Source organism: Acinetobacter sp. ANC 5414 (genome assembly GCF_013004295.1).
Taxonomy (GTDB): Bacteria; Pseudomonadota; Gammaproteobacteria; order Pseudomonadales; family Moraxellaceae; genus Acinetobacter.
In genome coordinates this window covers 38,572-64,474 of the sequence record NZ_JABERM010000009.1, presented here as the reverse complement: position 1 = coordinate 64,474, position 25,903 = coordinate 38,572, and the positions used below count along the sequence as shown (strand labels likewise).

The following is a 25,903-nucleotide window of genomic DNA, read 5'->3' as shown; positions in this document are numbered from 1 at the left end:
TAGCTAATGACTGGTTTAGGGAAAGCACAGTTTAATGAATAAAATAAAAGAATATATCTTCGCTAATACAGAGAATTATCAAGGTACAGTGGATGAGCGATTTGAAGACCTCGCCAAACAATTTAGCCGGATGCAGGATGCACGTGCTGAACAAGGTGGGGCGGCTTTAGTCGTTTATTTCCAAGGGCAGAAAGTCGTTGATATTTACACAGGTAAAAAATCAGAAACTGAAAACTGGCAATCCGATACCCTGTCAGTGTGTTATTCAACGGGCAAAGGGGTACTTTCGACACTGGCTCATATTTTAGTGAGCGAAGGTTTCTTGGATTACGACATGCCAGTTGCACAGTATTGGCCTGAATTTGCACAAAATGGTAAAGCGAAAATCACTTTAAGACATATCCTCAGCCATCAAAGTGGCTTATATGACATTCGTAATCATATTGCTGATGCATCGGAAATGGCAGATTGGAACCATATGCTTGATGTCATTGCAAAAGCCAAACCACGCTTTGAAATAGGTATAGATGCAGCTTATCAACCCTTAACGTTTGGCTGGCAAGTAGGGGGAGTATTAGAAAAAGCCACTGGAAAATCTTTGTCAGATTTAATGCAGCAGTATTTGGTTGAACCTTTAGCTTTAGATGGTGCATATTTTGGCGTTGCAGAATCTGAGTTGGCTCGGGTTGCAAGACCATTGGCAAAATTAAAAACAGAACCAAAGCCTGCATTACAAGCAAAACCCAAACCAAAGAAAGCTTCAGTCTTCGATAAGGCAATTGAATGGTCAGGACAGAACCCTCAAGATTTTCAAGATGCCATGATTCCCAAAGGGATGAAAAAATTTAGTTTTTTTAATGATGAAGGTTTAAAAGCGGTGATTCCGGCTGCAAATGGAGTTTTCACCGCGAATAGTCTGGCAAAAATTTATGCCATGCTGGCGAATGGTGGTGAATGGAACGGTCAGCAATTGATTCGTCCTGAGATCTTTAAAGCTTTAAGCACAGTTCAATATACCCAGCGTGACCGTATTATGCCCTTACCGATGCATTGGCGTTTGGGCTATCACCGGGTTTTAACTTTAGGAAAATCATCAACAGGTTTTGGGCATATGGGTTTTAATGGTTCTGGTGCATGGTGTGACCCTGAACGTCATCTAAGTTTCGCCTATACCCATAATTTTGCTACAGGTTCGATCACGGGTGATTATCGTCTTTGGGGTTTAACCCAAGAAGCCTTACGTTGTGCAGATGCAGCATTAACAGGGCATAAGGGCTGGTTTTAAGCAGCATATTATTTGGAAATGTAAATGCATATTTTGAAGGCATAAATTTGGTAAAAAATATGATATTTTCCCCACACTAAAATCTCTACATTGGGTTGTCCTGATGAAAAAGCCGATTCTTATTCCCTTAATTGCTTCTTCTGTTTTGTTGGGCTGTCAGGATGCTAAGCAAACGAGTAGTGAAAGTATCAAGCAGGCAGACACTGTTGCAGAGCAGAAAGTCACGGTTGCGAAATGGGTCGGAAAATATCAAGGCACGACGCCGTGTATGAGTTGTATTTCACGTTGTGAGGAATGTCCAGGTATGGCTGTAGATTTAGTGCTCAATCAGGACAAGACCTATATTTTAAAACGTGAAAGTTTAAGTGGTCATAATGAGATCGAAACCATTAAAGGTAATTTCCGATTTAGCAATAGCGAACAGACCCAACTGGAATTAATGCAGGTCAAAACCCGCAATTTAATCTATGTCGATTTAGATCAGCAACTGCTTGAAATTCTGGAAGATCAGACCGGTAATATTTATAACGCGGAAGATGATTTTATTTTAGAAAAGAAGGTTTAGTCCATTTCTTTAAGTTATTGCAAAATCGGAAAAATAGTTCTACTTATCTCGCATTTGATTGAATGCTTTTGCAGATTGTTCATTCACTCTTCGTCAAAAAAACAGTATGCTTAGACCTGTAAAAAGGAGCATACATGTATCAAGTACTTGCGCGTAAATATCGTCCACGTAATTTTAATGAACTGGTTGGACAAAACCATGTGTCACGAGCACTGACCAGTGCCTTGGAACGTGGTCGTTTACACCATGCGTATTTATTTACCGGCACACGTGGCGTAGGTAAAACGACGATTGCACGTATTTTGGCAAAGTGCTTGAACTGTGAAACGGGTGTGACCTCTACACCGTGTGAAGTATGCCCAACCTGTAAAGCGGTGAACGAAGGTCGTTTTATCGATTTAATCGAAATCGATGCTGCATCGCGGACCAAAGTTGAAGATACACGTGAACTGCTCGATAACGTTCCGTATGCACCAACGCAGGGTCGTTTTAAAGTTTACTTAATCGATGAAGTACATATGCTGTCAACGCATTCATTCAATGCGTTACTGAAAACACTGGAAGAACCGCCTGAACACGTCAAATTCCTTTTTGCAACGACCGATCCACAAAAGCTTCCAATTACCGTCATTTCTCGTTGTTTGCAATTCACTTTACGTCCGCTTGCTGTAGATGAAATTACTGAACATTTGACGCATATTTTAAATCAGGAACAGATTCAGGCAGAACAAGATGCGATTTGGCAAATTGCTGAATCTGCACAAGGTTCATTGCGTGATGCATTGTCTTTAACCGATCAGGCGATTGCTTATGGTCAGGGCGAAATCCAGCATCAGGATGTCAAAGAGATGTTGGGCTTGATTGATCGAACCATTATTTATGATCTGGTTTTAGCCATCCATCAAAATCAAAAGCAGCGTGTTAGTGAATTGTTGATGCAATTTAGACAACAGGCTTTAGATGTTTCACTGGTTTTAGACCAGCTGATTTCTACTTTGCATGAATTGGCTTTACTGCAATATTTGCCAGATTTAAGCTTAAAATACAGTGCTGAAATTAATAAAAAAATCATGCAATTGTCGCAACTGATTTCAGCACAAGATTTACAATTGTATTATCAGGTGGCTTGTAAAGGTCGCTCAGACTTGCAACTTGCCGTGACACAAGAACAAGGCTTTGAAATGTGCGTGTTACGCTTGTTGGCGTTCCGTCCATTACAACCGAATGAAGTTTTGGTCTCAACACCACAGCAGGTTCAGCAACAAGTTGCCCAGGTCGCTGTTCAAGCACTGGTGCAAAATGCACAACCACAAGTTGAAGAATATCAAGCACCCGCAGCACCCGTTGCTGAAATCCAATCTGTAGTAAGTACGCAGATTCAAGAACCATCTTCAGATGATTTCTTGGATGAACCGATGCTTGAAGTTACAGAACTAAATTCAACAGCAAGCTCAGATCAAATTGTTTTTGATCCTGCATCAGAAGATGTTCTGTTTGACCTAGATGAATCACATGATGCAGTGAGTGCAGCCACTCAGCATGAATCAAGTAGTGATGATTTCTTATTTGATGACATTGCACCGTTAACTGATCGAATCGAAGCTGAGCCAGTAAATCCTCAAGATGACATTGCTGTCGCTAATCCAGAAGAAGATTTATTTCTAAGCCAAGAACAAATGCCGATTGAGTCGGTATCTGAAGTTGCAGCAGTCAAGATTGTCGATGAGCCGATTCTTGAATTAGAACAACCGAGTCTTGAAGAAAAGCAAGTTGCAGTTGAAACTGTCTCGGCTCAAAATTCAGGGTTAATGCCACAAGATATCTTAAGACTAACGCCTCAACAGCTTGAAGGTGATTGGACCGTAGAGAAGTGGGAATACTGGTTTAGAAATAGTACCTTAACGCCTGCTGTACAGGAATTGGCACAACAAGGTGTGATGACCGGTCAAATTGATGGTGAATCGTTATTTCAGATTCCACCGCAATATGAACAATTGTTGAATCAGTTACAACATGCCTTAGAGCAAGCCTTGAAAACTGAATGGCCCAATACGCATTTTCAGGTCAAATATGCTGAAGTTGAAACAACCACGCCGTATAGCATGCAAAATATACGTAAAGAAAAGGCCTATGTACGTGCTTCAGAGCTACTTCATGCAGAAGCAGCAGTGAAGGATCTTCTGCAAAATTTTGATGCTGAAATACAGAATATTCAACTCAAATAAGTTTATTCATTTACACAGTATTGAGATAAAGCATTCCGCATTTCGCTTGGAATCGGGGTGCTTTTTCGTGTCTGGCGATCAACAAAGACATGCACGAAATGACCTTGTGCAGAGGCGACATCATGGAACGGTTTAAAGATCGCTAGATCGTATTGCACGGATGAATTGCCAAGTTTGGAAATCACCACACCGACCTCAATAATTTCAGGATAAGAAAGTTCCTGAAAAAAACTGCAGGCTGAATCGACGACCAATCCAATCACTGGGGAATATCGAATATCAAAGTTTGCTTTTTCAATCAGTAAGGCATTGGCTGCAGTATCAAAATAACTGTAATAGGTGACATTGTTGACGTGACCATAGATATCATTATCTGACCAGCGCGTTTGAATGGGCAAGAAGTATGAAAAATCCGTGCGTTGTTTTGGTGTCTGCTTCATTGTGATTTTATTTTCTAGAGGTCATTTATATTCAGTTGTACTGTTAAAAATAAATGAATGCAAGCGGGTAAAAGCAAGGTCATTTACAGGCGAGTAAATGACCTTGCGATATTGTTTTTTATTGCAATAAAAAATCGCTTAAAAAGGATATGAAGATAAACAAAAAACAAATTATGCATAAATAGCTTCATAAATTTGTCGGGCATCCTGTAACTGGAGTTCCCGCGGATTATTTTGTAAAAGTCTGGTTTGCAACATGGCATCATTGGCTAATAGCTCAAGCTTATTTTCCGGAACATTTAAATCTTTCAGTTTTAAAATCAAACCGCTTTTATCGAGATGATTTTGCATATGATCAATAAATAAATCGCATAAACCATCGGTACTGCCGGTACTTTTTGGATCCAACCAGCACATCAATTCAGCATAGAGTTGCTTTGCATTGGGTGCGTTAAATTTTAAAACCTCCGTCAGGACCAAGGCGTTGCTATGACCATGTGAAATATGAAAATGCCCACCTAATGGATAAGCCAGGGCATGTACCGCAGCGACTGGAGCATTGGCAAAGGCTTGACCGGCAAGCATTGAACCGATCAGCATATTTTGACGTGCTTCTAAATTCTGTCCATCTGCCAAGACTAAGCTTAAGTTTTTATTGAGTAATCTCAGCGCTTGTTTTGCCAACATATCTGCATAAGGATTCTTTTTTATTTTTGAGGTATAGGCTTCAATCGCATGCACCATCGCATCTATGCCTGTTGCTGCAGTAATATGAGCTGGCAAATTTTGGGTAAATGTGGCATCTAAAATGGCCACGTCAGCAAATAAAACTGGCGAAACAATTCCAGTTTTTGTGGTTTTACCGGTAGTGACAATAGAAATAGGCGTCACTTCAGAACCGGTACCTGCCGTAGTGGGAACTAAAAATAAGGGCAATCGTGGATTTTTAGCATTATTTACACCGTATAAATCTTGCAACGTTTGTTGTTGCTCAGGATGTGCCAAAATGGGGATCACTTTCGCGACATCTAGAGAACTTCCGCCGCCAAAACCTAAGACGATATCGACATTTTCGTTCTTTGCGAATTGAACAGCGTCTAGAACAATCTGTTCTGGAGGGTCGGCTTGAACGCTAGAATAAATGACATAATCAAGATGAATAGTTTCCAGTATTTCAATAATGGGTAAGTGTAATTGCTGTTGAATCATTCCAGCATCGGTGACCAATAATAGTTTTTTATAGGATTGTTGTTGCAACAATTGCTTTAACTCATAGATTGAGCCGAGCCCTGAAATAATATTCGAGACGGTCTGGAATTGAAAATGGCTCATCTATTGCATCCTTTTTGATATCAAATTCAAGATTATTGTTTTAGCGTTCTATAGGATTCATCCTCTAAATAACTTAACATAAGACACCTGAAAATAAAGCAGTTATCGAGGTTGTTATGTCATCCAAAACGCCATATAAGGTGTTATGTGTGTGTTTAGGAAATATTTGTCGCTCTCCCACGGCAGAAGTTGTGCTTAGACATTTTTGTGATGAACATCAGCTCAATATTGTGATTGATTCAGCGGGAACCAGTAATTATCATCCCGGAAAAGCGCCTGATGAACGTAGCCAACAACATGCGTTAAAGCGTGGTTATGATTTATCAGCCTTGCGTGCGCGCCAATTAAAGCCTCAAGATTTGATTGAATTTGATTTGATTTTGGCAATGGATCATGAAAATTTATCTAATATTCAAGCTCTTTACGATCAAGCACATGTAGAATATGGCGCAAGTCAAATTCGGTCAAAAATTGCATTGATGAGTGAATACGATCAAACTTATCTCAAACAGGCTTTACCAGACCCATATTATGGCGGGGTAGAGGGTTTTGAGCGTGTACTCGATCAGTGTGAATCGAGCAGTTTGGCGTGGGTCACTATTTTCAAACAACAGATCGATGTGAAATAAAGGTTTAAGCACATGAATATTCAAACTCAAATTCAACTTAAGCCTTTTAATACCTTAAGTCTTGATGCCACAGCATCACATTATCTTAAAGTGCAGTCGCCAGAAGAATTGGTCGATGCCTTAAATTATGCCAAGCAGCAACAGTTAAATGTTCTGATTCTGTCTGGTGGTAGCAATATGTTATTGCCTGAACATATTCATGCGCTTGTGCTGCATATGGATATTCAGGGTATTGAATATCTTGCTGAAGATGAGCACAGTAAGACCATTCGTGTCGGGGCAGGGCAAATCTGGCATGACTTTGTATTGTGGAGTACAGCACAACATTTGTATGGCTTACAAAATCTAGCGCTTATTCCGGGTTTAGTCGGTGCATCTCCAGTACAAAACATCGGGGCGTATGGCGTTGAAGCCGGTGAGTTTATTGAATCGGTTCAGGTTTATGACCGCCAATTAGAAAAATTCAGTACCATTCTGGCTGCAGACTGTGATTTTTCATATCGACATAGTATTTTTAAAGATGATCCCAATCGTTTTGTGATTACTCATGTGACTTTTAAATTGCTTAAGCACGCGAATCTAATGTTGAATTATGGCGATCTCAAGCAAGCGGTGGGTGATGAGCAAACAGCTGAAAACTTGCAAAAGCAAGTGATTGAAATTCGTCAAAGCAAATTGCCCGATCCAAAAGAATATCCCAATGTAGGAAGTTTCTTTAAAAATCCCGTGATTTCAGAACAGCTTTATGAGCATTTAGCACTATCATTTCCGAATTTGCCCCATTACCCTCAGGCGAAAGGTGGCGTTAAAATTGCAGCAGGTTGGTTAATTGATCAATCGGGTTGGAAAGGTAAGCAGCTGGGTATGGTGGGGATGTTTCATAAACAAGCCCTGGTTTTGGTGAATTATGACCAGGCGACTTTGGCTGATGTGAAAGCCACTTATCATGCCGTACAACACGATGTGCAGCAAAAATTTAATATTTTATTAGAACCTGAACCGGTACTGTTTGATGAAACCGGTTTAATTCGTTCACATTTGGAATAAGAAAATTATGGCGAAATCGCATTGGATGGTTCGATTGGTACAAATAGCATCGGTGTTATTTGTTCTTTTCGGCTGTTTCATGGTTTTGATTTATTCGCCCTTTTATTCAGGCTGGGTAGTAAAAGCCCTGAATAGTTTTGTTCCTGTTGAAGTCAATCAAGTGGCTGCGAAAAGTCAACAAATGGCTGCATTGAGTGAACATGAAAATCTGGAGCCGGGTTCCAAATTGTGGATTGCTCGACAAGCCTATTTAAAGTTGATGGAAGAAGCAATCCAAAACCATGATTCGCAGAATTTGACGGTGATTCAGGCACGTTATAAAGCCTTGCAGCAAATGATTGAAGAAGCGCAACAGCAGGAAAATGATGATCAGGAAAAACCACGTATTCCGTTGCTTGCAAAACCCGTAGATGAAGAAATAGAACAGGAAGATCCCGCTCAAACAGTTAAAGATTTATTAGACTTGAACAGTACTGAAAATAAAGCGTTGATGGAAAAATATGTAGAATTTCTTCATACGCATAAAATTGAACCGGAACAGGTCGCTCAAGAACCTGTTGATGAAACCATTTACCAAGATATTGCATTAATTCACGAACAGAATGAGCAACCTCAGCTGCAAAGTTCAAAACCTTATGCCATTGTGGTATTGGGTGGTGGACTCACTTTGGATAAAAACGGCAAAGATATTGTGGTGAATGATTACACGCGGCTGCGTTTAGAAAAAACCTTAGCCATCGAAAAAGAATATCAACTCCCGATTGTACTCAGTGGTGTGGAAGCCCCATATATGCAGCGCTGGTTGAAAGAACATGATGTAAATGCGAAATTGCTGGAAGATCGAAGCATGAATACCTGCGAAAACTCGCGTTTTAGCTCGTTGTTATTGCAAAAAAAAGGTGGAGCACCGAGGGTGATTTTAATTACCGATCGTTATCATATGCCGCGTACACGTCGTTTATTTGCCTTAAATGGTATTGAAACTGTGCCTGTTGAAGCACCTATGCCAACATATCTGACACGCTGGCGTCCAAGTGAACAAAACTATGATCATAGCCGCCGTGCCAATTATGAAATGTTAGCCACGATTCGTGATCTCTGGTTTGGTTCCAGTGATTGTCGGGAGGTGCCTTGATGCCAGATATCCCATTTTTAAATCCCAGTATTTTAAAACAGTTGGATTTACCGGTTCCGAGTCGAGAAACCACGCCTCAATTGCTTGAAGCCTTAAACCTGAATAAGCCTTATCAACCTTCAGTGGAGATTCAGGCTTATCGTAAGTTATACGGTATGCATTTACTGGATTGTGAGCATTGGCAAGGCTATGTACAAATGCCTTTGTTTAAATTGCATGTACAGGTATTCCAACCGAATGTAGCCAATCTTGCTTTTAATAAAATACGTGGAACGGTACTTTTATTGCATGGCTATCTGGAACATAGTGGTATTTATCAGCCGATTATTCGTGAGCTGCTGGAACAGGGTTTTAGTGTCATTACCTATGATTTGCCCGGTCATGGGTTAAGTGATGGTTCACCTGCAAACATTAAGAACTTTGATCATTATCAGCAGGTTTTGCACGCTGTTTATCACTACGTTAAAAATGCCAGTCAACTCCCTAAACCGTGGTTGGGAATTGGTCAAAGTACCGGTGGTGCCATTTTGCTGCATCATTTGTTGGAGTTTGCTGAGCGTCGTGAAAATCCATTCGTAGAGCGTGTTTTATTACTTTCTCCGCTGATTCGACCGGCGAAATCGGCCTGGTGGCATAATTCTGTGGGTTTAGGCATTATTCGCCGCATCAAGCGTCAAGTGCCACGTCATTTCAGGCGCAATAACCACAATCCAGAGTTTCTACGTTTTGTGCGTTTAAAAGATCCTTTGCAACCCCGTATGATGGGAATGGACTGGATTTTAGCCATGTCCAAGTGGATGCAAGAGATGGAAGCGCGTCCGGCGTGTCGTATTCCTGTGTGGTTGGCACAAGGTGCGCAAGATCAGACCGTGGACTGGCGCTATAACATTGAGTTTATTCGTCGTAAGTTTCGGCTCCAGACCTTGTTGATGCTGGAAGAAGGTTCGCATCAGTTAATCAATGAACGAGCGGATATTCGAGCAGCATTAACGGGTTTAATTCCGGCATTTTTACATGCCCAAAGTTCAGATGGTTATTATTGATTTTCTATTTAATCAATGCATCAGAGAGGTCATATTGACCTCTTTTTTATTGAACATATGAGCTTATTTTTAGATCATGCAAAGTTTAAAATTGTTCGGCATGGGCTAAATTCCACATGCGAAAGTAAAAGTTTTCGGTATCTTTCGCTTCGTTGCTGAGTAATTCACCTTCTTTTAACCAGAAGTGTAATTGCTCATAGTTTTTAATTTCCCGGTCGTTAATGCGCTGCGCTAAATGATGGGCTTTAATATCAGCCGGATGTTTCAAGCCCGCAGCTGCAATCATTTCGGATAAGGCACGCAGGGTATTTTTTTGAAAATTCAATACACGAACTGCCTTGGTGGGAACATGCAGGGCCATTTGACGTTCTTGATCCTGGGTGGCTACGCCGACTGGGCATTGGTTGGTATGACAGCTTTGTGCCTGAATACAACCGACAGCGAACATAAAGCCGCGTGCCGAATTTACCCAGTCAGCTCCAATGGCCATGGTGCTGGAAATGTCAAAGGCACTAATAATTTTACCACTGGCACCGACTTTAATTAGATTGCGTAAGCCTGCACCCACCAACGTATTATGCACAAACAGTAAACCTTCTCGTAAAGGCGTACCCACGTGGTCAATCAGTTCAATCGGGGCAGCACCACTACCACCTTCAGAGCCATCCACCACAATAAAGTCCGGCACAATTTGAGTTTCCAGTATGGCTTTGACAATACTCATAAATTGCCAGGGCTGACCAATACAGAGCTTGAATCCAACCGGTTTGCCGTCAGAGAGTTCACGCAGTCGCTGAATGAAATGCATCATTTCAATTGGGGTGCTAAATGTCGAATGTTGCGAAGGAGATACACAGTCATGTTCACGACTCACGCCACGAATTTCGGCAATTTCTGCTGAGATCTTACTTTTAGGTAAAATACCGCCATGTCCGGGTTTTGCTCCTTGCGATAACTTGATTTCAATCATTTTGATTTGCGGTAACCGGGCTTGTCGGGTAAATTTTTCCGGATCAAACTGGCCATCCAGCGTACGACAGCCAAAGTAGCCACTGCCCAGTTCCCAAACAATATCTCCACCATTTTCCAAATGATAAGGACTAATGCTGCCTTCACCGGTGTCATGATAAAAATTGCCCATTTTCGCGCCCAAATTTAAAGCACGAATGGCATTGGCACTGAGGCTGCCAAAACTCAGGGCAGAGATATTCATAATGGAAGCACTATAGGGCTGCTGACATTGATGATTGCCGATTTGAATACGAAAACTTTCAGGGTCAGCAGGTTTGCATGGGGTAATGGAATGGGTGATAAAACGATAGTCTTGCTGATAGACATTAATCAGGGAACCAAAAGGCTTATCGGCATTTTTATTTTTTGCTCTTTGGTAAACCAGGTTGCGTTGCATGCGTGAAAATGGCAGGGCATCTTGATCATCTTCAATAAAATATTGGCGAATTTCAGGACGAAAATCTTCAAAAATAAAGCGAAAATGTCCCATAAGGGGATAATTTTTTAGAATTGAATGTTGATTTTGCAAGATATCATATACGCCAACCAGTGTAAGGATTCCTGAAATCAGCCATAAAGAATTCAGAAAGGGATCTGAAAGAAAATAATGAATAGATTGAGGCTCATAGATAATACGAAACCAGCTAATCATTAAGGTAATAAAAATACAGCTAAACCAGACTGAGTATCGTGAGAAAAAAGTATTTAAAAGTCTATGTCTGACGGCTTGGGCTGGAACTGGCATTTTCATGTTTTCCATCGAATTCTGCATAACATGAATCTGCCTATTTTATATACACTTCACAAGTTCTGATTTGTAAAATCCCTATGTATAAGTGATGGATCGGCGACCTGAAAGATAACTATGGGTTGTACAAGTTTCACTTAAATTAAAGTAAGGATTGGATATGTACAGTATATGAACAAGGGGAAATAGAGATTCAGAATAAATGCTTAATAAATATTCAGCTTAAAGTTTCTGATCTTATGATTTCTCAATCGTTGGATTATGGACTACATTGGTTTCATGTTAGCAACAGAGGTAATGCATATGACGATGAAATCAATTCGATATAATACTGGAGATCTGGCGTGCTAAAGCACAATATTTGCTACTCCACAAATGAAATCAGCCGCCCTCAAGCTTTGTATCGGGGTGAGAAAATAAAGCTTAATGTTCTTGAAGCCCGCAGTACGACAATAAAAATAGATCCAAACAGAAATATCCTATAGTCCCAATCATTGGGACTTTTTTTATTTCAGTTATTTTGTTTAATCTGTGATTTGACGAACCGCATTCGAGACTTCAATCGGCTCAATATACTGAATTTTATGACCAAAACTTCTTAACCACCATGTCAGTTGTGAGGTAAAAGGCACGGTTGCGGTCACTTGGGCCAAACCATTGTCCAGTTTTTGGATGGTCTGGTCTTTACTGAGTTGGCTTTCATCAAAATAATGGGCATCTTCTTCAGACATAATCAGTTTTAATGCCACATTTTCGGTCGGCTTGGTATAGTCGACTCTAAAGCCTAATGCACCAGAGTCGATATAAGCATCAATATCAAAGTTAACCGGGTGCATCGCGCGCGAATTTAGCACAATTGCCGATCTAAAACGGTGCAGAGCAAAGGTCTGAATGTCGGTTTTATCATGGCGGGTACAGATTAAATAAATAATTGCGCCTTTTTGTACCAAAGCTAAGGGGTTCAAAATATAGGTTTTTTCTTCACCTAAGTGACTACGTCCCTGATAAATACATTCCAGTTGTTTGTCTTGCAGTAAGCCTTCATAAATCGCTTGTTGCGCCAGTTTATCTACTACAGGCGGAATAAGAGGTTGAGTAGCTGGAACAATACGAACCCGGTTAATCCATTGTCGTACATTGTTTTGGGTCGAGAGGCTGCGACGTGCCAAATCAAACCACGGGTTCATTTCTTCAATCAAGCTAGGCGGCAGCAAATGTTTTAAATGTTCTTCCACCATCATAAAGGTGACCGCTTGAGAACTGGTCATATGCGGCAAGCTTTGAATCGGTGCATCTGAGCGCCAACGCCAGCCCTGAGGCACGGTTTTACTGCTTTCTATGGGAAAGCGCAGCGAGATCTGATTTAAGTCACGTTGAATGGTACGTAAGCTGATATCAATCCCTTCGCGCTGCAAAATTTCTTGTAACTCTCGGGTACCCATCCATTTTCCGGTAGAAAGACGAGATAAAATTTGCCATTGTCGGTACAGGCTGTTCGAGGTTTCTTTTTCTTGTGAGGACATAACTTAAATTAAAAATCGAGTAGCTTGTTTATATCTCCATTGAATGCTGAACACAATAAAAAACCTGAATATTTTTCGCAATTCTTGCCATTGAGCTCATCTACATTTCAAAACATATTTGATCGAAACAGCCATTGAACAACACACAACTTGATGAATAAATAGACAAAAGCGATAAAAGGATTTTTATTGGCATATTTGTTGCTTAATTGCATTCAAAATAAATAACAATTAAGAGGGTTGTATGCTTAAAGAAAAGGATCGAACAGATTTAACGTCTACGGTTGAAAGTTTTTCTCATCCGGCGGGAACGAATATTAATCCATCCATAGGAGGGTATAAGAATCATTCAAAAATAAGCGGTTTATTTCAGCAGCTCAAATCTCATTTTTTTAATGAACTGGTGGATGATCAAAGCATGTCAGGGGAAACCTGCAGCAAAATAGAACATTGGTTATCACAACACAGCATTGATGAATTAAAGTTGTTAAACCAGGCAGCGAAAGATCACTTTTTGTATGAGGGCATCACTTTTACCGTCTATGGTGAATCGGAAGGGATTGAGCGAACCATTCCTTATGATTTAATTCCGCGGGTGATTGAGAAAAAGCAATGGAATAAAGTCGCATTGGGTTGTTCGCAACGGGTACGGGCACTGAATTTTTTTTTACATGACATTTACCATCAGCAAGATATTTTAAAAGCCAATATTGTGCCTGAACTGCAAGTGCTGACGCATGAAGCCTATCAACCGCATATGTATGCACACGACTTAAAAGGTAAAATTTATAGTCAGATTAGCGGGATTGATATTATTCGTGACCGTCATGGTGAGTTTTATGTACTGGAAGATAATTTAAGAACGCCATCCGGTGTGTCTTATATGCTGGAAAGCCGCAAAATCAGTCAAAAATTAATGCCCGATTTATGCCAGCAAAACAACATTTTGGGCATTGAACAATATCCGCAATTACTCAAAGAAGTTTTGGCTGAAAATGCCTATGTCGATAAGCCTTTTATTGTTGTGTTAACGCCGGGACGTTTTAACAGCGCCTATTATGAGCATTCTTTCCTGGCAAGGGAAATGGATGTGCCTTTAGTGACATCACGTGATCTTTTTGTAGAAAACGATAAGGTTTATGTCAAAACCATCCGTGGAAGACAGCAGGTTGATGTAATTTATCGTCGCGTGGACGATGCATATCTAGATCCATTGTGTTTTATGCCGGATAGCACTTTAGGGGTGGCTGGCTTAATGTCAGCTTATCTACGTCACAATGTTGTGATTGCCAATGCACCGGGTACTGGTGTGGCAGATGATAAATCGATCTATCCTTATGTCGATAAAATGATTCATTTTTATTTGGGTGAGCAAGCAATCTTAAAAAATGTGCCAACTTACCAATGCCGCGAAGCTCAAGATCTGGATTATGTCTTATCCAACTTAGAGCAGTTGGTGGTGAAAGAAGCCCAAGGTTCGGGTGGTTATGGCATGTTGATTGGTCCACAAGCCTCGAAAAGTCAAATTGAATCATTTAGAGACAAAATTATTGCGACACCGAATCTGTATATTGCGCAGCCGACTCTGGATTTATCGGTGTGTCCAACCATGACCGATTTTGGGGTTGCAGAGCGTCATATCGATTTACGTCCCTTTGTGCTCAGTTCACCTTATCGGACGGAAATCGTACCCGGTGGTTTAACACGAGTGGCAATGCAAGCCGGATCTTTAGTAGTGAATTCTTCACAAGGTGGTGGAGTTAAAGACACATGGGTTGTCGATAATCTTCATTCTTAAACATCTAACCCTGGGAAAGAAATCATGATTTTATTAAATAGTAATGCTCAACATATTTTTTGGTTAGGTCGATACTTAACGCGTATTCAATATTTGTGTAGCCAATTTCCATTTCATAATAACCAGGATGCATTGGAATATGCACATGCATTTTGCTTGCCCGCTTTTGATGCAAGCTCGTTAAATACATTATTGCTTGATACCGAGCAACCCTCATCTTTTGGTCAGCAATTTCAACACGCCAAAGATAATGTTCAGGATTTACGTGGAATATTTTCTGCAAAAGCGTATGCAGAGCTCAATCAACTGATTAAAAATGCGACTGAAAATGTAACTTATATCTGCGATGTGGCTGGAGAATGTCAGGATATATTAGAAGCAGAATCGGAAGATATCTTTCTGTTTTTTACATTGGGAAAGAATATTGAGCAGTTAGACCGACAGCTTCGACTTAAGCAAGATCGCACCATCACACTTGAAAGTATTGATAGAACTGTGGATTTATTAAGCCAGATTGGCTGGAATGGAGTGGACAGCGCTTGGCAGCAACTGAAATTAAATCCGGACAGTATGAATTTTTATCATTTCAGTGACTATGTTCAACACTTATTTGAGGTGGATGCATGAAGCTGATGATTAATCACCAAACCCATTACCAATATACTGATCAAGCGCGTAACAGCATTCAATATATTAAGATGACTCCGACCACGAATGTGCATCAGCAAGTGCATTCGTGGAATGTGAGTGTACCTGGTGAGAAACAAGTTAAATCTGATGCTTTTAATAATGTTTGGATTACCAGTTCGCAGCGCCAGCCTTATAGCCAGATGACCATTATGGCGCAAGGTATTGTGGAGATGAATCCGAATACCCAGTTTGGGATTGAAACTGCCGTCAATCCCAAATTATTTTTGCAGCCTACACCAAGCACAATGTGTAATGCAGAAATGAAAAGTTTTGCAGAGTATTATGTTCCCCAGTTGAATCGAGCCAACTTAATGATTCTGTCGGAGGCAATATTAAATTATATTCCTTATGTGCCTGATCGAACCTCTGTACAAACCTCTGCTATTGATGCTTTCCAATGTCGACAAGGTGTGTGTCAGGATCATAGCCATGTATTTATTGCGATGTGTAAATATTTAGGCTTGCCTGCACGTTATGTCTCAGGTTATTTATTTGTACCGAATACATCTCACCTTGCAAGTCATGCTTGGGCAGAAGTTTTTTTTGAAAATTCGTGGTATTGTTTTGATACCAGCAATCAGTTGTTTGTGCCTAATTCGCATATATATGTGGCAATCGGTCGAGATTATTGGGATGTTGCACCAGTAAGAGGCATAAGAGAGCGTGGTGGTATTGAGTCTATGAATTCTATTGTTCAAGTACTCGCTTGCTGAAAATTTAAAAGTCATAAGGAGTTCTCATGACTTACTGTTGTGCGCTACGTTTAAAAGATGGTTTGGTCTTTGTTAGTGATACGCGCACTAATGCGGGTGTGGACCATATTTCGGTATTTCGTAAACTCTATACCTTTGGGGTAGAGGCTGAACGATTTATCACGATACAGACATCTGGAAATTTAGCGACGACACAAGCCGTTATTGGTCATTTGAACAATCACTTGGAACTTGGCCAAGAACCCAACTTATATAGTGTCAATACCATGTTCGAAATGGCAGAGTTGGTGGGGCAGACATTAAGAAAAGTCATTGCTGATGTTACCCAAGATGCTAACACTCACGAACAGAATAATTATTATTGTAGTCTTTTACTGGGTGGACAAATTAAAGGTTCAGAAATGGAACTTTATAATATTTATCCGCAAGGTAATTTTATTTGCGCAACGGAAGATACGCCTTATTTTCAAATTGGAGAAAGCAAATACGGCAAACCCATACTCGATCGGGCATTAATTTATGAAATGCCCTTAGATCAGGCAGTCCGTTGTTGTTTGATTTCTTTTGATTCTACTTTACGTTCCAATGTTTCAGTTGGGATGCCATTAGATACCATTGTTTATCATAAAGATTCCTTACATATTCCAAATGGCAAACGGATCTATGAAGAAGATCCGTATTTTAGACAATTGAGTAAACAATGGTCAGATACTTTACGCCGTGGCTTACAGAAATTGCCTATTCCAACAGATGATTATCTAGATTAATTTCCTGCTATTCACAGCTAAAAATACATCTGCTATATTTTATCCAATGGGTAGATTCCATTGGATACTTTTATCTTTTATTAATATTTATCTTTTATTTAAAAACAATAAGAAGGCATTGGGTCATGATATTTCAGCTATGTTATGCCAGTAAAAAAAACTCAAATGATGAAATTATTTTAAAGGATCTTCGGGATATTTTAACTGAGGCGAGAGATTTTAATACAAAGCATCAAATCCATGGGGTTTTGTATTATGCCGATGGTTATTTTTTTCAATGTCTGGAAGGCGAGGAAAAACATATCCTGACGCTTTTAAACAGACTGAGAAAAGATCAGAGACATCACGAAATCGTTTTGCTTAAAACATGTGTCTTGAAAGAAACTAACTTTTTTAATTGGTCGATGAAATACGTGGGACGAAATAGTAAAATACAAAACTATTTTAAATCTTTGGGTTATAACAGTTTTGTCCCAAATCAGTTGAATGAAGAAAGTTTGGATGCTTTTTTGAGCTTTTTATATGATGTGCAGCCTAGTGTGGCTTAATGCTTACGTTAAAAAACCCAAATTTAACTTGGGTTTTTTAACAATTTAAATATCTACTTTCTTCTTGGACGAGCACTTAGGCGGCACAAGAGCTCATAACCAATCGTACCATTGGCTTCTGCAACATCATCGACTAAGCGATTTTTACCCCAAAGTTCCACTTCGGTGCCAATTGGTGCATCTATGCCTGTAACATCAATAGCAATCATATCCATGGCAACACGACCAATTACCCGTGTTGCTTGACCATTAATGGCGACATAGTTTTGTTTAGGGAATGCACGCGGATAACCATCACCATAACCAATCGAAACAATGGCTAAATCCATTTCTTTTTCAGCGCTAAAGGTTGAGCCATAACCCACAGATTCACCGGCTTGAATATGGTTTAAAGCAATAATTTCAGCAGTAAAAGTCATCACCGGTTTAAGGTCTAAATCATGTACCGATTGATCCGAAAATGGTGACGCACCATAAAGCATGATCCCTGGACGAACAAAATCAAAATTCAATTCTGGCCATTTATAGATCGCTGCCGAATTACAGCAAGAAGCCATCACTGGTGCACAAGCTTCTTTGACTTGAAGAAATTGATTTTTTTGTTGTTCATTTAAAGGATGATTTTCTGCATCGGCATTGGCAAAGTGCATCGCTAAAACACAAGTAAAACCTTCGGCTTTAAGTGAGTTAATCACCTCAATAATTTCTGGGACTTTAAAACCCAGACGGTTCATACCGCTATTGAGTTTGACCCAAACTTTTAAGTTTTTGCCAATATAGGCATTTTTGTATGTTCGCAACCAATTGAGTTGTTGTTGGTGATGGACCACGCATTCAATGTTATTTTCAACCACAACCTGCATTTCATCTTCAGAAAAAATACCTTCGATGAGGGTAATGGGTTGTTGATAGCCCAGTTCACGAATTTCAAGTGCTTCTTCAAGGCAGGCGACACCAAAGGCATCCGTTCCACTTAAGGCTGCTAAACAGTCTTTGACTCCATGTCCGTAAGCGTTGGCTTTAACCATACTTACAATTTGAGTAGTTGGTGCAAGTTGTTTAACACGGTTGAAATTATATTGCAGTGCTTCTCTGTCAATATAAACTGTTGCTTGGCGCACCCTAGTTACTCCTTGGGATTACATGAAACATTACAGCAATTTGAATAAAATCACTTATAAGCTATGATCAGAATGTTGTGGGTATACTTGTCATCTCACTCAAAAAGGAGTGAGGAACTTAAGCTGAATAGAGTGCCATATTGTATTCCTATGACTGAAAATAAACACTAACTTAAAGTATATTTCAATCAAATTTTAGATAGCATTGTTTGATTCTATTATAAAAAGATCAGGGCTGGCACTTATTACTCTTTGATCTTTTCTAATATTTAAGTCGAATAAGTCTTATAAAGAGAGACTGAGCTTTAAATCATATTTCAATCAAAATAATTTACAGGTCAGCCTTAGAAAAAATAGTTGGTTAAAAAAACGAGGTCATCACCTCGTTTTTTATTCCTTATTCTTCATCATTATATTGAGCATAAAACTCAGGTGAAAGGTTGCTAAATCGCGTGTATTGACCTTCAAAAGCCAGACGAACTGTACCGATCGGACCGTTACGCTGTTTACCGATAATGATTTCGGCAGTACCTGCTTCTTTGGATTCTTTGTTATAAACCTCATCACGGTAAATAAACATAATCAAATCGGCATCCTGCTCGATCGCACCGGATTCACGAAGGTCGGACATCACAGGGCGTTTGTTTGGTCGGTTTTCCAGTGAACGGTTAAGCTGGGAAAGAGCAATCACCGGACACATCATTTCTTTAGCCAAGGCTTTTAAGCTTCGTGAAATTTCCGAGATCTCGCCGACACGGTTGTCACCCATACCGGGTACTTTCATTAACTGTAGGTAATCGACCATGATGCAGCCAATTTTACCCCCATGCATTTTGGCAATACGACGTGCGCGGGCACGTAATTCTGTTGGTGGAAGGGCGGATGAATCATCAATATACAAGTGTTTTTCTTGAAGCTGTAAAATCGTTCCGGTGACTTTAGACCATTCATCACCATCCAGTTTTCCTGAACGTAAATGACCTTGGTGAACTTTACCGTAAGCCGAGATTAAACGCATCGCGATTGAATCTGCTGGCATCTCCATAGAGAAGACCAGGGCAGGTAGATCACAGTTAAACAGCACACTTTCCACCAGGTTCATGGCAAAGGTGGTTTTACCCATAGATGGACGTGCAGCGACAATAATCAAGTCACCCGATTGCATACCCGAGGTTTTATTGTCCAGTTCTAAGAAGCCGGAAGTTAAACCGGTAATATTACCTTCCATTTGAGAAAGTTCATTTAACTTGTCAAATACGTCTGCAACCACGGCATTAATCGGTTTTGGACCTTGGGCTTTGGCATTGTTGTTATGTTGTTCAGCAATGGAAAAAATATTGGTTTCAGCCAAGTCTAAAATTTCACTGACACTACGACCTTTAGTGTCATAAGCATTCTGTAAAATTTCAGAACTGACTTTAATCATGCTGCGTAAAGTTGAAAATTCTTTAATTTTATTGGCATAGGTTTCCAGGTTGTAAAAACTAGAAGGGGAATCTGCCATCAATTGCATTAAATATTCTTCACCACCAACAGCATCAAGCAAATTCTGTTTGATTAGCCAGTCATTGACCAGAACGGCATCGTAAGGCGAGTTTTCTTGGGTTAATTTTTCAATGGCGCGAAAAATATACTTATGACGTGTCGCATAAAAATCATTTTCACTGAGTACATCACCGACTTGTTCAAAAGATTCAGCAACGGTCATCAGTGCTGCAAGTACAGCTTGCTCAATTGCCAAGTTATGCGGTGGGGTACGAAACTCTTTTAATTGGCTTGACTCATTTCCTTTATTATCTACTTTAGATGAGTTAAGCGTAGCAGTGGCATTCGCCTGTGACATATAAAACCCTGATTTTAAATGCGATAAATGAGTAATTTGGAAATTGGGACGAACAATGAAATTTCAATGATCTTCGTCTAAACAGATCATACGCGTTCTTAAAAAAAATGCGAATCGAAAATTTCATTTAGCTAAAAATAGTAAAAATAAGTTGTGTTCACTACTTTTGAGTAAATCTAGATAAGCTATTTTGACTATTTTCAGAGATAAAAAAAGAGCATGCAAAAGCATGCTCTTTTTCTTGCAAAAAATTACTCAGATACGATAGTAACGAGAACTTCAGCAACAACATCATGATGCAATTGGATTGCGATGTTGAATTCGCCAGTGTGACGAAGTGCGCCATTTGGAAGACGAACTTCCGCACGGTCAACTTCTAGACCAGCATTTGTCAACGCGTCAGCGATGTCACGAGTACCGATTGAACCGAATAGTTTACCTTCGTCACCAGCTTTAGCAGTGATTACGATATTAACTTCGTTTAATTGGTCAGCACGTGCTTGAGCAGCAGCTAAAACATCAGCTTCAGCTTTCTCAAGTTCTGCACGACGAGCTTCAAAAGCAGCAGTATTCGACTCAGTCGCTGCTACTGCTTGACCTTGAGGGATAAGGTAGTTGCGGCCGTAACCAGCTTTAACTGAAACTTTATCGCCTAATTTACCAAGGTTTTTAATACGTTGTAATAAGATAATATCCACAGCTCAACCTCACTTATGATTGTCAGTGTAAGGGATCAAAGCCAAGTAACGAGCTTGTTTAATAGCAAGCGCTAATTGACGTTGGTAACGAGCTTTAGTACCTGTAATACGGCTAGGAACAATCTTGCCGTTTTCAGTGATGTACTGTTTTAAAGTATCGATATCTTTGTAGTCGATGTACGCAACTTTCTCAGCTGTAAAGCGGCAGAACTTGCGACGACGGTAAAAACGTGCCATTAATGTTCTCCTTATGCTTCAGCAGAGTCTTGAGATTGTTGTGCTTCTTCACGTTGTGCTTTACGCGCACGCTTTTCTTCAGCACTTTTAGCAAGCAATGATTCTTCAGTGATTGCGTTTTCACGACGAATAATAACATTACGAAGGATTGCATCGTTATAACGGAACAATTCTTCTAATTCATTAAGCGTAGTTTGACCACATTCAACATTCATTAAAATGTAGTGAGCTTTATGAATTTTGTTAATTGGGTAAGCCAATTGACGACGGCCCCAATCTTCTAAACGGTGAATTTGACCTTCAGCTTCTTTGATGTGAGTTAGGTAACGTTCTACCATACCCACAACTTGATCGCTTTGGTCTGGATGTACCAAAAGTACGATTTCGTAGTGACGCATTGTCAGCTCCTTACGGTTTATGCAGCCCCTAACTTTTGAAAAGTCAGAAGCAAGGAGTCACAACCAAAGTTGTGTCGCAAAAATTGCGAAGCGTGAATTCTAGTGGTTTTAGGGATAAATTACAAGCGAATCTTTTTGTGGTGATTGATTTATATGCAAGCACTGGAAGTACGAAATCTGGACGAGATGAAAATGCAAGGGGGAATTGAATAGGTCTTTTGAAAGTGCTGAAAATTAAAGGGTGAAAAAAAAGATAGAGTAGAACTCTATCTTTTTTAAAAAAACACGATTTGTGTTGCTGGTGCTTGGGAGGTAAAACTAAAACATATACTGATGATCGTAATCAGAATAACCGAAAACAGGAAAAAGCGTTTTGCCCATAGTTGGTCATTTTCAGCTTTAAAGCCCAGCACACCAATATAAAACCAATAAATGCATAATGCATTTAAAATAACGAGATACAGCCAGTTTACATAACCATATACAAACAAGGCATTCATGGTTATGGTAAATAATACAACATAAATCAGTGATTCAATTTTAGTACGTAAAATGGAACGTGCTACAGGGAGAATCGGAATACCTGCATTTTTGTAGTCATCAAAACGATATACTGCAATCGCCCATGAATGGGGCATTTGCCAAAGTGCATAACCAATAAAAATAAGCAGTGCAGCCAAGTCAAATTCATGACTAACAGCGGTATATCCAATCACTGGTGGGCTTGCACCAGAAATACTTCCAATAACTGTTTGGTGAATTGTTGTGCGTTTTGTCCAGAGGCTATAAAACACCACATAGACTACAAAACCAATCACTGCAAATAAAAAAGCGTACGCATTTACCCAGAACCATAAAATGCTAAAACCAATTACGCCAAGTACTAAGGAATATACCAAAGCCACAGGAACAGAAATGGATTTTTTAACCATCGCACGATTTTGTGTGCGCTGCATTTTTTGGTCGATGTCTTGGTCAATAACGTTATTGACCACACAACCAGAGGCAACAACCAGAGTTGTACCAAGGAGGGTAATAAGCAATAAAAGGAAATCTACAGAACCTTGAGCGGCTAAGAAATAGCCGCCCAAGGTGGTAACAAAGTTACCAAAGAGAATTCCTGGTTTAGTCAGGAATAAATACTTTTTCAGCATGACAATCAGTTTAGATCATCATGTTGTAGTGAAGGTAGTTCATGATCCATACAGAACCCACTAAAAGAATAGCGATGGTTAATATTGTATAAATAAATGCAATCACGTTCCAACGTTGTTCAGAAGACGAGTTCATGTGCAAGAAGAACATGAGCTGTACTAAAACCTGAGCAACTGCAGTAATAGCAATTACAGTAACCAAAATACCGCGTTCAAAGCCACCGCTCATTACCATTCCAAAAGGAATGATAGTGAGAGCAACTGAAAGGATGAAACCGACAGTATATTGTTTTAAGTTACCGTGCGATGCACCAGCAGAATTGTGATCGTGACTCATTAGAGAACTCCCATCAAGTAAACTACGCTGAATACACAGATCCAAACGATGTCCAGGAAGTGCCAGAACAAGCTTAGACAAGCAAGACGACGAGTGTTTGGAAGAGTCAAACCATTTTTCTTGATTTGAATCATCAAAATGATCATCCACACCAAACCAGAAGTTACGTGAATACCATGCGTACCAACTAGAGTAAAGAACGCAGACAAGAACGCACTTGTGCTTGGGCCATGACCAGCATGAACGAGGTGATTGAACTCATAAAGTTCCATGCCGATGAAGGCAGCACCAAATAGCCAGGTAATTGCTAACCAAGTTAAAACTTGACCTACATTTTTCTTGTATGAAGCAAGTACGGCAAAACCGAAGGTCACAGACGAGATCAAGAGAGCAAAAGTTTCAGTTAAAACGAAACCTAAAGACTCACCAAAAAGCTCTTTAGCACTTGGAGTACCAACAGGAATGTGACTGCTTAATACAGCGAACGCGATGAAGAGTGTCCCGAATAGGATCAAGTCACTCATCAAGTAAGTCCAGAAACCAAAGACTGTGATGTCAGTATCATCGTGATGATGATGCTCGTCATGTCCATGGTTGTCGTGATGAAGTACTTCAGCCATTGTCTTAGTCCTTCTTCAAGTGTTTTTCAAGAATCGCATAGCGTTCGTTTTCAATGCGTTCTACTTCAGCAGCAGGCACATAGTAATCCACTTTCTTAGTGAATGAACTTACGATAAACGAAACGATAGCACCAATGAATCCAACGGCTACTAACCACCAGATATGCCAGATTAAAGCAAAGCCCATTACAGTAATCAGCATTGCAATCACGAAACCAGCCGCACGGTTGGTTGGCATATGAATATCTTCATACTGAGTTGGTTTGGCATATGCGATGCCATTTTCTTTGTCAGTCCAGAAAGTATCAATACCATTGATCTTAGGAAGATGAGCAAAGTTATAGAACGGAGCAGGAGACGAAGTAGACCATTCAAGTACACGACCATCCCATGGATCGCCAGTGTGATCGATATTGTTGTTGCGTTGTAAGAAACCAACGATGATTTGCATTAAGAAACATGCAATACCACACGCTACAAGAACCGAACCAAACAATGCAATCGACACATATGGATCCCATTCTGGGTTGTCATATGTATTCAAACGACGAGTCATACCCATGAAACCAAGGATATAAAGTGGCATGAATGCAAAGTAGAAACCGAAGAACCAGAACCAGAACGCTGCTTTACCCCAAGTTTCATTCAATTTCCAGCCAAACATTTTTGGCCAGTAGAAAATGATACCTGCGAACATTGCAAATACTACACCACCAATAATTACGTTATGGAAGTGAGCAATCAAGAATAACGAGTTATGTACCAGGAAGTCCGCTGGTGGAACTGCCATTAATACACCTGTTAAACCACCGATACCAAAAGTCACAAGGAAGCCAAGTGTCCAAAGCATTGGTGTTGTAAAGGTAATACGACCCTTGTACATGGTGAATAACCAAGAGAAGATTTTCACACCAGTAGGGATGGCAATAATCATGGTCATGATACCGAAGAACGCGTTAACGTTGGCACCAGCACCCATGGTAAAGAAGTGGTGAACCCATACAACGAAAGACAATACTGTGATTGCTACAGTTGCATACACCATTGATTTGTAACCAAACAATGCTTTGCGAGAGAAAGTTGATACAACTTCTGAGTAAATACCGAATGCAGGTAATACCAAGATGTAAACTTCCGGGTGACCCCAAGTCCAAATCAAGTTTACATACAACATCGGGCTACCACCCAAGTCATTTGTAAAGAAGTGGAAACCGAAGTAACGGTCAAGCGACAACATTGCAATAGTCGCAGTTAACACTGGGAAAGATGCGATGATCAATACTGCTGTACATAAAGATGTCCAGGTAAAGATCGGCATATCCATCAGTGTCATGCCAGGTGCGCGCATTTTAATGATGGTAACAAAGAAGTTAACACCTGTTAAAAGCGTACCCAAACCTGAAATTTGCAGTGCCCAGATATAGTAATCAACACCTACGCCCGGAGAATATTCAATGCCTGATAGTGGAGGATAAGCCATCCAACCAGTTGCAGCGAATTCACCTAGTGCAAGAGAAGCCATCATCAGACCCGCAGCGCCGGCAAATAACCAGAAGCTTAGAGAGTTCAATAATGGGAAGGCAACGTCACGAGCACCAATCTGTAATGGTACAGAGATGTTCATTAAGCCGACTACAAGACCCATCGCTACGAAGAAGATCATGATTACGCCATGGGCAGTAAAGATCTGGTCGTAATGTTCAGGGTGTAAATAACCTTCACCACCACCTCGAGCGAGGAACTGCTGAAGACGCATCATGATCGCATCTGCAAAACCACGAACTAACATGATTACAGAGACGAAGATATACATGATACCAATTTTTTTATGGTCTACAGAAGTGAACCATTCAGTCCACAAGTAGTTCCATTTTTTAAAGTAGGTAATCCCTGCAACGACTGCAAGGCCACCTAGGATCATCATCGCAACAGTCACCAATACAATTGGATCGTGTGGAATTGCATCCGGACCTAACTTACCTAATAAGCTCATGTC

At 40.2% G+C, this 25,903-nt stretch carries 25 protein-coding genes; 12 read left to right on the top strand and 13 right to left on the bottom strand.

Features of this window, described 5'->3' with window-relative positions:
• Window positions 1–34 precede the first annotated feature (34 nt).
• From HLH18_RS05250 to dnaX, 3 genes are all read left to right on the top strand, one after another.
• Complete coding sequence (locus HLH18_RS05250; RefSeq protein WP_171546031.1) at window positions 35–1,285, top strand: serine hydrolase domain-containing protein; 1,251 nt, start codon at window positions 35–37, stop codon at window positions 1,283–1,285.
• A gap of 103 nt (window positions 1,286–1,388) precedes the next feature.
• Window positions 1,389–1,850 (top strand): copper resistance protein NlpE N-terminal domain-containing protein, encoded by a 462-nt coding sequence (locus HLH18_RS05245; protein WP_171546030.1) that lies wholly within the window; start codon window positions 1,389–1,391, stop codon window positions 1,848–1,850.
• 134 nt (window positions 1,851–1,984) lie between these two features.
• Window positions 1,985–4,075, top strand: coding sequence for a DNA polymerase III subunit gamma/tau (gene dnaX, locus HLH18_RS05240; protein WP_171546029.1), 2,091 nt, complete (start codon window positions 1,985–1,987; stop codon window positions 4,073–4,075).
• 2 nt (window positions 4,076–4,077) lie between these two features.
• On the opposite strand, the gene HLH18_RS05235 is transcribed toward dnaX, so the two are convergent.
• Window positions 4,078–4,515 (bottom strand): acyl-CoA thioesterase, encoded by a 438-nt coding sequence (locus tag HLH18_RS05235; protein WP_171546028.1) that lies wholly within the window; start codon window positions 4,513–4,515, stop codon window positions 4,078–4,080.
• Window positions 4,516–4,686: 171 nt separating this feature from the next.
• Window positions 4,687–5,847 (bottom strand): iron-containing alcohol dehydrogenase, encoded by a 1,161-nt coding sequence (locus HLH18_RS05230; RefSeq protein ID WP_171546027.1) that lies wholly within the window; start codon window positions 5,845–5,847, stop codon window positions 4,687–4,689.
• Between the two features lie 116 nt (window positions 5,848–5,963).
• Here HLH18_RS05230 and HLH18_RS05225 point away from each other — a divergent pair, with 116 nt between their 5' ends.
• From HLH18_RS05225 to HLH18_RS05210, 4 genes are read left to right on the top strand one after another with little or no spacing between them, the layout of a single operon-like run.
• The gene (locus HLH18_RS05225; RefSeq protein ID WP_171546026.1) at window positions 5,964–6,476 is read left to right on the top strand and encodes a low molecular weight protein-tyrosine-phosphatase; all 513 of its coding nucleotides are present in this window, start codon (window positions 5,964–5,966) and stop codon (window positions 6,474–6,476) included.
• 12 nt (window positions 6,477–6,488) lie between these two features.
• Window positions 6,489–7,523 (top strand): UDP-N-acetylmuramate dehydrogenase, encoded by a 1,035-nt coding sequence (gene murB, locus HLH18_RS05220; RefSeq protein WP_171546025.1) that lies wholly within the window; start codon window positions 6,489–6,491, stop codon window positions 7,521–7,523.
• Between the two features lie 7 nt (window positions 7,524–7,530).
• Window positions 7,531–8,658 carry a YdcF family protein gene (locus tag HLH18_RS05215; RefSeq protein ID WP_171546024.1) on the top strand — a complete coding sequence of 376 codons (1,128 nt, stop codon included), beginning with the start codon at window positions 7,531–7,533 and terminating at the stop codon, window positions 8,656–8,658.
• Complete coding sequence (locus tag HLH18_RS05210; RefSeq protein WP_171546023.1) at window positions 8,658–9,701, top strand: alpha/beta hydrolase; 1,044 nt, start codon at window positions 8,658–8,660, stop codon at window positions 9,699–9,701. Before HLH18_RS05215 ends, HLH18_RS05210 begins: the two co-directional genes overlap by 1 nt.
• 85 nt (window positions 9,702–9,786) lie before the next feature.
• On the opposite strand, the gene HLH18_RS05205 is transcribed toward HLH18_RS05210, so the two are convergent.
• Entirely contained in the window at window positions 9,787–11,457 is a 1,671-nt protein-coding gene (locus tag HLH18_RS05205; RefSeq protein WP_214647275.1) for an FMN-binding glutamate synthase family protein, read from the bottom strand.
• A gap of 527 nt (window positions 11,458–11,984) precedes the next feature.
• Complete coding sequence (locus tag HLH18_RS05200) at window positions 11,985–12,983, bottom strand: helix-turn-helix transcriptional regulator (RefSeq protein WP_171546022.1); 999 nt, start codon at window positions 12,981–12,983, stop codon at window positions 11,985–11,987.
• A 244-nt stretch (window positions 12,984–13,227) separates the two neighbouring features.
• Between HLH18_RS05200 and HLH18_RS05195 the strand changes: the two genes are divergently transcribed.
• The 5 genes from HLH18_RS05195 to HLH18_RS05175 all read left to right on the top strand — a co-directional run bounded on the left by HLH18_RS05195 (window position 13,228) and on the right by HLH18_RS05175 (window position 17,499).
• Window positions 13,228–14,781, top strand: a complete 1,554-nt coding sequence (locus tag HLH18_RS05195; RefSeq protein WP_171546021.1) for a circularly permuted type 2 ATP-grasp protein — start codon at window positions 13,228–13,230, stop codon at window positions 14,779–14,781.
• A gap of 24 nt (window positions 14,782–14,805) precedes the next feature.
• A complete protein-coding gene (locus HLH18_RS05190) occupies window positions 14,806–15,408 on the top strand; it encodes an alpha-E domain-containing protein (protein ID WP_171546020.1) in 603 nt (200 codons plus the stop codon).
• The gene (locus tag HLH18_RS05185) at window positions 15,405–16,184 is read left to right on the top strand and encodes a transglutaminase family protein (RefSeq protein WP_171546019.1); all 780 of its coding nucleotides are present in this window, start codon (window positions 15,405–15,407) and stop codon (window positions 16,182–16,184) included. Before HLH18_RS05190 ends, HLH18_RS05185 begins: the two co-directional genes overlap by 4 nt.
• 26 nt (window positions 16,185–16,210) lie before the next feature.
• On the top strand, window positions 16,211–16,951 hold the full coding sequence (locus HLH18_RS05180) for a proteasome-type protease (protein ID WP_131292004.1): 741 nt from the start codon (window positions 16,211–16,213) through the stop codon (window positions 16,949–16,951).
• A 125-nt stretch (window positions 16,952–17,076) separates the two neighbouring features.
• The gene (locus HLH18_RS05175; protein WP_171546018.1) at window positions 17,077–17,499 is read left to right on the top strand and encodes a BLUF domain-containing protein; all 423 of its coding nucleotides are present in this window, start codon (window positions 17,077–17,079) and stop codon (window positions 17,497–17,499) included.
• A gap of 53 nt (window positions 17,500–17,552) precedes the next feature.
• Here HLH18_RS05175 and alr read toward each other — a convergent pair whose 3' ends face one another.
• From alr to cyoB, 9 genes are all read right to left on the bottom strand, one after another.
• Entirely contained in the window at window positions 17,553–18,620 is a 1,068-nt protein-coding gene (gene alr, locus HLH18_RS05170) for an alanine racemase (protein ID WP_171546017.1), read from the bottom strand.
• A gap of 397 nt (window positions 18,621–19,017) precedes the next feature.
• Window positions 19,018–20,463 (bottom strand): replicative DNA helicase, encoded by a 1,446-nt coding sequence (gene dnaB, locus HLH18_RS05165; RefSeq protein WP_171546016.1) that lies wholly within the window; start codon window positions 20,461–20,463, stop codon window positions 19,018–19,020.
• Between the two features lie 251 nt (window positions 20,464–20,714).
• Window positions 20,715–21,161 carry a 50S ribosomal protein L9 gene (rplI, locus tag HLH18_RS05160; protein ID WP_131291953.1) on the bottom strand — a complete coding sequence of 149 codons (447 nt, stop codon included), beginning with the start codon at window positions 21,159–21,161 and terminating at the stop codon, window positions 20,715–20,717.
• Window positions 21,162–21,170: 9 nt separating this feature from the next.
• Window positions 21,171–21,398: a 30S ribosomal protein S18 gene (rpsR, locus tag HLH18_RS05155; protein WP_004676982.1), complete on the bottom strand. Its 228-nt coding sequence runs from the start codon at window positions 21,396–21,398 to the stop codon at window positions 21,171–21,173.
• 11 nt (window positions 21,399–21,409) lie between these two features.
• Complete coding sequence (gene rpsF / locus HLH18_RS05150; protein WP_053578020.1) at window positions 21,410–21,796, bottom strand: 30S ribosomal protein S6; 387 nt, start codon at window positions 21,794–21,796, stop codon at window positions 21,410–21,412.
• A gap of 275 nt (window positions 21,797–22,071) precedes the next feature.
• A complete protein-coding gene (gene cyoE, locus HLH18_RS05145; protein ID WP_171540496.1) occupies window positions 22,072–22,950 on the bottom strand; it encodes a heme o synthase in 879 nt (292 codons plus the stop codon).
• Window positions 22,951–22,960: 10 nt separating this feature from the next.
• On the bottom strand, window positions 22,961–23,287 hold the full coding sequence (cyoD, locus tag HLH18_RS05140) for a cytochrome o ubiquinol oxidase subunit IV (RefSeq protein ID WP_131291949.1): 327 nt from the start codon (window positions 23,285–23,287) through the stop codon (window positions 22,961–22,963).
• Complete coding sequence (cyoC, locus tag HLH18_RS05135; protein WP_171529070.1) at window positions 23,287–23,907, bottom strand: cytochrome o ubiquinol oxidase subunit III; 621 nt, start codon at window positions 23,905–23,907, stop codon at window positions 23,287–23,289. The genes cyoD and cyoC overlap by 1 nt, the downstream gene beginning before the upstream one ends.
• A 4-nt stretch (window positions 23,908–23,911) precedes the next feature.
• Window positions 23,912–25,900, bottom strand: a complete 1,989-nt coding sequence (gene cyoB / locus HLH18_RS05130; protein WP_171546015.1) for a cytochrome o ubiquinol oxidase subunit I — start codon at window positions 25,898–25,900, stop codon at window positions 23,912–23,914.
• Window positions 25,901–25,903 lie beyond the last annotated feature (3 nt).

Excerpts from the sequence above, each read along its gene's own strand:
- HLH18_RS05235 (WP_171546028.1), bottom strand. The coding sequence starts at position 4,515 with ATGAAGCAGACACCAAAACAACGCACGGATTTTTCATACTTCTTGCCC.
- HLH18_RS05225 (WP_171546026.1), top strand. The coding sequence starts at position 5,964 with ATGTCATCCAAAACGCCATATAAGGTGTTATGTGTGTGTTTAGGAAAT.
- HLH18_RS05200 (WP_171546022.1), bottom strand. The coding sequence starts at position 12,983 with ATGTCCTCACAAGAAAAAGAAACCTCGAACAGCCTGTACCGACAATGG.
- rpsR (WP_004676982.1), bottom strand. The coding sequence starts at position 21,398 with ATGGCACGTTTTTACCGTCGTCGCAAGTTCTGCCGCTTTACAGCTGAG.
- HLH18_RS05230 (WP_171546027.1), bottom strand. The coding sequence starts at position 5,847 with ATGAGCCATTTTCAATTCCAGACCGTCTCGAATATTATTTCAGGGCTC.
- dnaB (WP_171546016.1), bottom strand. The coding sequence starts at position 20,463 with ATGTCACAGGCGAATGCCACTGCTACGCTTAACTCATCTAAAGTAGAT.
- cyoE (WP_171540496.1), bottom strand. The coding sequence starts at position 22,950 with ATGCTGAAAAAGTATTTATTCCTGACTAAACCAGGAATTCTCTTTGGT.
- HLH18_RS05175 (WP_171546018.1), top strand. The coding sequence starts at position 17,077 with ATGATATTTCAGCTATGTTATGCCAGTAAAAAAAACTCAAATGATGAA.
- HLH18_RS05250 (WP_171546031.1), top strand. The coding sequence starts at position 35 with ATGAATAAAATAAAAGAATATATCTTCGCTAATACAGAGAATTATCAA.
- HLH18_RS05245 (WP_171546030.1), top strand. The coding sequence starts at position 1,389 with ATGAAAAAGCCGATTCTTATTCCCTTAATTGCTTCTTCTGTTTTGTTG.
- HLH18_RS05195 (WP_171546021.1), top strand. The coding sequence starts at position 13,228 with ATGCTTAAAGAAAAGGATCGAACAGATTTAACGTCTACGGTTGAAAGT.
- murB (WP_171546025.1), top strand. The coding sequence starts at position 6,489 with ATGAATATTCAAACTCAAATTCAACTTAAGCCTTTTAATACCTTAAGT.
- cyoC (WP_171529070.1), bottom strand. The coding sequence starts at position 23,907 with ATGGCTGAAGTACTTCATCACGACAACCATGGACATGACGAGCATCAT.
- HLH18_RS05215 (WP_171546024.1), top strand. The coding sequence starts at position 7,531 with ATGGCGAAATCGCATTGGATGGTTCGATTGGTACAAATAGCATCGGTG.
- HLH18_RS05210 (WP_171546023.1), top strand. The coding sequence starts at position 8,658 with ATGCCAGATATCCCATTTTTAAATCCCAGTATTTTAAAACAGTTGGAT.
- rpsF (WP_053578020.1), bottom strand. The coding sequence starts at position 21,796 with ATGCGTCACTACGAAATCGTACTTTTGGTACATCCAGACCAAAGCGAT.
- cyoB (WP_171546015.1), bottom strand. The coding sequence starts at position 25,900 with ATGAGCTTATTAGGTAAGTTAGGTCCGGATGCAATTCCACACGATCCA.
- HLH18_RS05185 (WP_171546019.1), top strand. The coding sequence starts at position 15,405 with ATGAAGCTGATGATTAATCACCAAACCCATTACCAATATACTGATCAA.
- cyoD (WP_131291949.1), bottom strand. The coding sequence starts at position 23,287 with ATGAGTCACGATCACAATTCTGCTGGTGCATCGCACGGTAACTTAAAA.
- HLH18_RS05180 (WP_131292004.1), top strand. The coding sequence starts at position 16,211 with ATGACTTACTGTTGTGCGCTACGTTTAAAAGATGGTTTGGTCTTTGTT.
- HLH18_RS05205 (WP_214647275.1), bottom strand. The coding sequence starts at position 11,457 with ATGCCAGTTCCAGCCCAAGCCGTCAGACATAGACTTTTAAATACTTTT.
- dnaX (WP_171546029.1), top strand. The coding sequence starts at position 1,985 with ATGTATCAAGTACTTGCGCGTAAATATCGTCCACGTAATTTTAATGAA.
- HLH18_RS05190 (WP_171546020.1), top strand. The coding sequence starts at position 14,806 with ATGATTTTATTAAATAGTAATGCTCAACATATTTTTTGGTTAGGTCGA.